This is a genomic window from Ruminococcus sp. RTP21204st1_B2_RTP21204_210225 (assembly GCF_040914135.1).
GTDB lineage: Bacteria > Bacillota > Clostridia > Oscillospirales > Ruminococcaceae > Hominimerdicola > Hominimerdicola aceti.
The window spans coordinates 1-4,569 of the sequence record NZ_JBCPGA010000084.1 but is presented as its reverse complement, the minus strand read 5'-3'; the positions used below and the strand labels follow the sequence as shown (position 1 = coordinate 4,569).

6 protein-coding genes are annotated in these 4,569 nt (G+C 42.9%); 5 read left to right on the top strand and 1 reads right to left on the bottom strand.

The features are described 5' to 3' along the window. Positions 1 to 102: 102 nt before the first annotated feature. Complete coding sequence (gene gdhA, locus AB5123_RS13895; RefSeq protein WP_038670652.1) at positions 103 to 1,455, bottom strand: NADP-specific glutamate dehydrogenase; 1,353 nt, start codon at positions 1,453 to 1,455, stop codon at positions 103 to 105. Between the two features lie 409 nt (positions 1,456 to 1,864). On the opposite strand from gdhA, the gene nth reads away from it, so the two are divergent. The 5 genes from nth to AB5123_RS13870 all read left to right on the top strand — a co-directional run bounded on the left by nth (position 1,865) and on the right by AB5123_RS13870 (position 4,374). Then, positions 1,865 to 2,491, top strand: a complete 627-nt coding sequence (gene nth / locus AB5123_RS13890) for an endonuclease III (protein WP_117857484.1) — start codon at positions 1,865 to 1,867, stop codon at positions 2,489 to 2,491. 66 nt (positions 2,492 to 2,557) lie between these two features. Beyond that, complete coding sequence (locus AB5123_RS13885) at positions 2,558 to 3,094, top strand: DUF5662 family protein (protein WP_038670656.1); 537 nt, start codon at positions 2,558 to 2,560, stop codon at positions 3,092 to 3,094. A gap of 11 nt (positions 3,095 to 3,105) precedes the next feature. Next, positions 3,106 to 3,309 carry a hypothetical protein gene (locus tag AB5123_RS13880; protein ID WP_038670658.1) on the top strand — a complete coding sequence of 68 codons (204 nt, stop codon included), beginning with the start codon at positions 3,106 to 3,108 and terminating at the stop codon, positions 3,307 to 3,309. Between the two features lie 350 nt (positions 3,310 to 3,659). Then, positions 3,660 to 3,935, top strand: coding sequence for an HU family DNA-binding protein (locus AB5123_RS13875; protein ID WP_278945834.1), 276 nt, complete (start codon positions 3,660 to 3,662; stop codon positions 3,933 to 3,935). A 31-nt stretch (positions 3,936 to 3,966) separates the two neighbouring features. Continuing rightward, complete coding sequence (locus AB5123_RS13870; RefSeq protein WP_117891225.1) at positions 3,967 to 4,374, top strand: DUF6465 family protein; 408 nt, start codon at positions 3,967 to 3,969, stop codon at positions 4,372 to 4,374. The last annotated feature ends 195 nt before the right edge of the window (positions 4,375 to 4,569 follow it).

Sequence of the window (4,569 nt, the reverse complement as noted above, 5' to 3'; positions counted from 1 at the left end):
GTGATATATTAAAGCCCGTGGGCTTCCATATCGAGGGAATCCACGGGCTTTGTTGCGCTTTTTTTACAGCGCCTTGTATATAGCTTTGATATTACGCTTATATTAGTAAGCGATACCCTGCCACTTCATTGCGTCAGCTACCTTCAGGAAACCTGCGATGTTAGCACCTGCAACGAGGTTGCCTTCAAGACCGTACTCCTTAGCTGCATTGTATGAGTTGTGGAAGATGTTTGTCATGATGTTCTTGAGCTTAGCGTCAACTTCCTCGAATGTCCAAGAAAGTCTCTCGCTGTTCTGTGACATCTCAAGAGCTGATGTAGCAACACCGCCTGCGTTAGCAGCCTTTGCTGGTCCAAAGAGAACGCCTGCATTCTGGAATACAGCGATAGCCTCTGGAGTTGAAGGCATATTAGCACCCTCAGCAACAGCAAATACACCGTTAGCTACGAGAGCCTTAGCTGACTCTTCGTTGATCTCGTTCTGTGTAGCGCATGGGAGAGCGATGTCGCACTTGATAGTCCAAATGCCGCTGCAGCCCTCGTGGTACTCAGCACCCTGTACTCTGTTTACATACTCCTTGATTCTGCCTCTCTCAACTTCCTTGATCTGCTTAACAACATCGAGGTTGATGCCGTTTGGATCGTATACATAACCGTTAGAGTCAGAAAGTGCAACTACCTTGCCGCCCAGCTCTGTAGCCTTCTCTGTAGCGTAGATAGCAACGTTACCAGAACCGGAGATAACAACTGTCTTGCCTGCGAATGTTTCATTCTTCATGCACTTGATCATCTCAGATGTGTAGTAGCAAAGACCATAACCAGTAGCCTCTGTTCTTGCAAGTGATCCGCCGTATGAAAGACCCTTACCTGTAAGAACGCCTGTGAACTCGTTTCTGATTCTCTTGTACTGACCGAACATATAGCCGATCTCTCTTGCACCAGTACCGATATCGCCTGCTGGAACGTCTGTGTCAGCACCGATATGCTTGCAAAGCTCTGTCATGAAGCTCTGGCAGAATCTCATAACTTCTCCGTCAGACTTGCCCTTAGGATCGAAGTCTGAACCACCCTTACCGCCGCCGATAGGAAGACCTGTAAGGCTGTTCTTGAAGATCTGCTCGAAGCCGAGGAACTTGATTACTGATGCACATACTGAAGGGTGAAGTCTGATACCGCCCTTGTATGGTCCTATAGCAGAATTGAACTGAACTCTGAAACCTCTGTTTACCTGTACCTTGCCGTTGTCATCTACCCAAGGAACACGGAAAATGATCTGTCTTTCTGGCTCAACTATTCTGTCGATTATACCTGCCTCAACAAGGTCAGGTCTCTTTTCTACAACAGGAATGAGGCTTTCCAGTACCTCATATACTGCCTGGAGGAATTCCTTTTCGCCGGGATTTCTCTTCTCAACCTTCTCATAAACGCTTTCAAGATACGCATTGTTCAAAGCCATTATTAAAACTCCCATCTTATAAATTATAATTTGTGCACGGCTTTTTTACTCGTTCCGCACATCACTTACTTATTATAGCACACTATTTTGCAATTTGCAAGTAGTAAAATGCAAAATTTCATAATTTTATTGAAATTGTATAAAAATCATAGCCTTTTTTTGAAATGTGAAGTAAAATCACGATTATAAATTCATAATTCGTGTAAAATTTCCGTGAAATGTCGACAAATCAGTGCACTGTGACCAAAGCTGTTTCTGCCTGCAAAAATGACAAAACGCATTTTTATGCCGGTATAACGCACAAACCCGCTGGAATATCGTCCCTGATATGAAATTTTGGTTGACGAATCCTGCAAAAAAGTGTACAATATAAAGTAATAAAGCACTTATAAACAAAGGAGCAGTACCGATGACAAAGAAAGAACGTGCACAAATGATAGTGGAAAGGCTGGAGCAGGTCTACCCCGAGGGCATATGCTCCCTTGACTATAAAAAGCCCCACGAGCTTATGATAGCAGGCAGACTTTCTGCACAGTGTACAGACGCAAGGGTGAATATCGTCACGAAAGAGCTTTTTGCAAAATATAAGACCATTGAGGATTTTGCTAACGCAGATGTTGCTGATATAGAGGAGATAATACGCCCCTGCGGTCTGTATAAAACAAAAGCTCGCTCTATTGTAGCAATGTGCAGACAGATAATGGATAACTTTGGCGGTGAGATACCTGATACCATAGAAAAGCTCACTACCCTTGCAGGCATAGGCAGAAAGACGGCTAATCTTGTTATGGGAGATGTTTTTCATAAGCCTGCGGTGGTAACTGATACCCACTGTATAAGGATATGCGGCAGACTTGGGCTTACAAAAAATAAAGAGCCTGCAAAGGTGGAAGAGGATCTGAGAAAGATACTTCCCCCTGAGAGATCCTCTGATTTCTGTCACCGCCTTGTACTGTTCGGACGTGAATACTGCAAGGCAAGGGGAGAACGCTGCAGCGAGTGTCCCCTACTTGATATCTGCGGCAGCAGAAAATGACCGCAGGCTGTTGAAATAATAACGCAAAAGTAGTATAATAAGGTCACAAGATGAAATGCAGAGGAGATGAGCGTTTTGATAAAGGCATGGGAGCATTTCAAGACCATTACAAGACATCGCCACGGAGTGATAAAAAACTGCTATAAGGCAGGCATTTTGTGGCAGGGTCTGAGGCATGACCTTTCAAAATATTCCCCGGAGGAGTTTCTCAAGGGCTGTAAATATTATCAAGGCACACGTTCGCCCCATGAAGCAGAGCGTGAAGAATACGGATTTTCTTACGGCTGGATGCATCACAAGGGAAGAAATAAGCATCACTTTGAATATTGGACGGACTATGACCTGCGGACTAAGTTGATGACCCCTGTGAAAATGCCCCTTAAATATGTGAAAGAAATGTTCTGCGACAGAGTTGCCGCAAGCAAGATATATATGAAAGACAAATACGACGACGGTGCACCTCTTGCGTATTTTTTAAGAGCGAAAAAGACAAGAGCCATCCACCCTGAAACATCAGACCTTTTGGAGAAGCTTCTTACAATGCTTCGTGATAAAGGCGAGGACTACACTTTCGCTTATATAAGACGTTTGAAAAAATATTAGGGGGAGTTTCCATGGGAATTTTCAAAAAGAAAACTGTCAAGCCCGTCCCTGAGGAGTGCAGGGGAATGGAGATAAAAATAATGTCAAGCACCTGTACCGGCGAGAAAACTATTGGCTTTTATAACCGCAACACTCGTGAGATAATGTATCCCGAGCTTGTGAAAAGCGACAGCGATGTTGAGGCTTTTTATGAAAAATACGGATTGAAAAAATGAATTATGTTGCATGAGAGAACATATAAAAGAATGTAAATATTTAATGAACTTTGAAATGAAATATATGTAAGAATATTTTGTGGGTGATTTTTACAAAGTGCGAAAAATAGGCGTTTATAAAAAAATAATGATGCTGATCGAAAGTTAATTATGGCTAAACTATAAATACTATTTCCAACGTGTGAATAAGTACAAAAATCAAGCGGCGACTATGCCTCTTTTTTATGTAAAGCTACAAAGATTGCAAGAAAGCACGCAAAATCGGGCAAATTAATTGACAATAGGGGTCAAATACGTTATAATAACAGCATAAAAACAATGTAAAAAATTATAACGGAGGTAGATTCAAAATGACAAAAAATGATCTGATATCCGCAATAGCAGAAAAGGGCGGCTATTCTAAAAAGGAAGCAGAGCAGGCACTTGCGGCTGTAACAGAAACTATCACAGATGCACTTGTAAAGGGTGAAAAGGTATCTATCGTAGGTTTTGGTGCATTTGAGGTAAGAGATCGTGCAGCTAAGGATTCTATCAATCCTGCAACAAAGAAGCCTATCCATGTTCCTGCAAAGAAGGTTCCTGCATTCAAGGCAGGCAAGGCTCTTAAAGAGGCTGTGGATAAGTAATTAGTAACACTTTTAAAGGAGAGGTTTTACAATGGCTGAAAAGAAGATCGCCGCTGACAAGAAGGCAGAAGAAGCTGTAAAGGAAGTCAAGGCTGAGGTAAAGTCTGCTGCTGAAAAGACAGGTGCAGCAGTAAAGGAAACAGCAAAGAAAGCTGTCAAGACGGCAGAAAAGGCAGTAAAGACCGCAGCAAAGGCAACAAAGGCAAAGAAGGAAACTGTAAAGAAAGCAGTTGAGGCTGAGATAAAGGACGAGGTATTCGTTCAGTTCGCAGGCGTAGAGATAAATGTTGAAGCTGTAGTGGCTGCTGCAAAGGCTGACTACAAGGCAAAGGGTCACAGAACACCAAAGACAGTTTCAGTATACATCAAGCCTGAAGAGGGCGTTGCTTACTACACTGTAAAGGGTGTAGGCTCAGAGGATTACAAGGTAGAGCTCTGATTGTAACATTTGTGTGTAGGGGCGAACAGCGTTCGCTCGCTATTTAACACGTTCTATCTGTATGATAAGCTACATCAAGCGGAGGACAACACCTCCGCTTTTTTGCGTATATAAACAGAAAGGCGCTGTAAAAAAAGCGCAACAAAGCCCGTGGATTCCCTCGATATGGAAGCCCACGGGCTTTAATATATCACA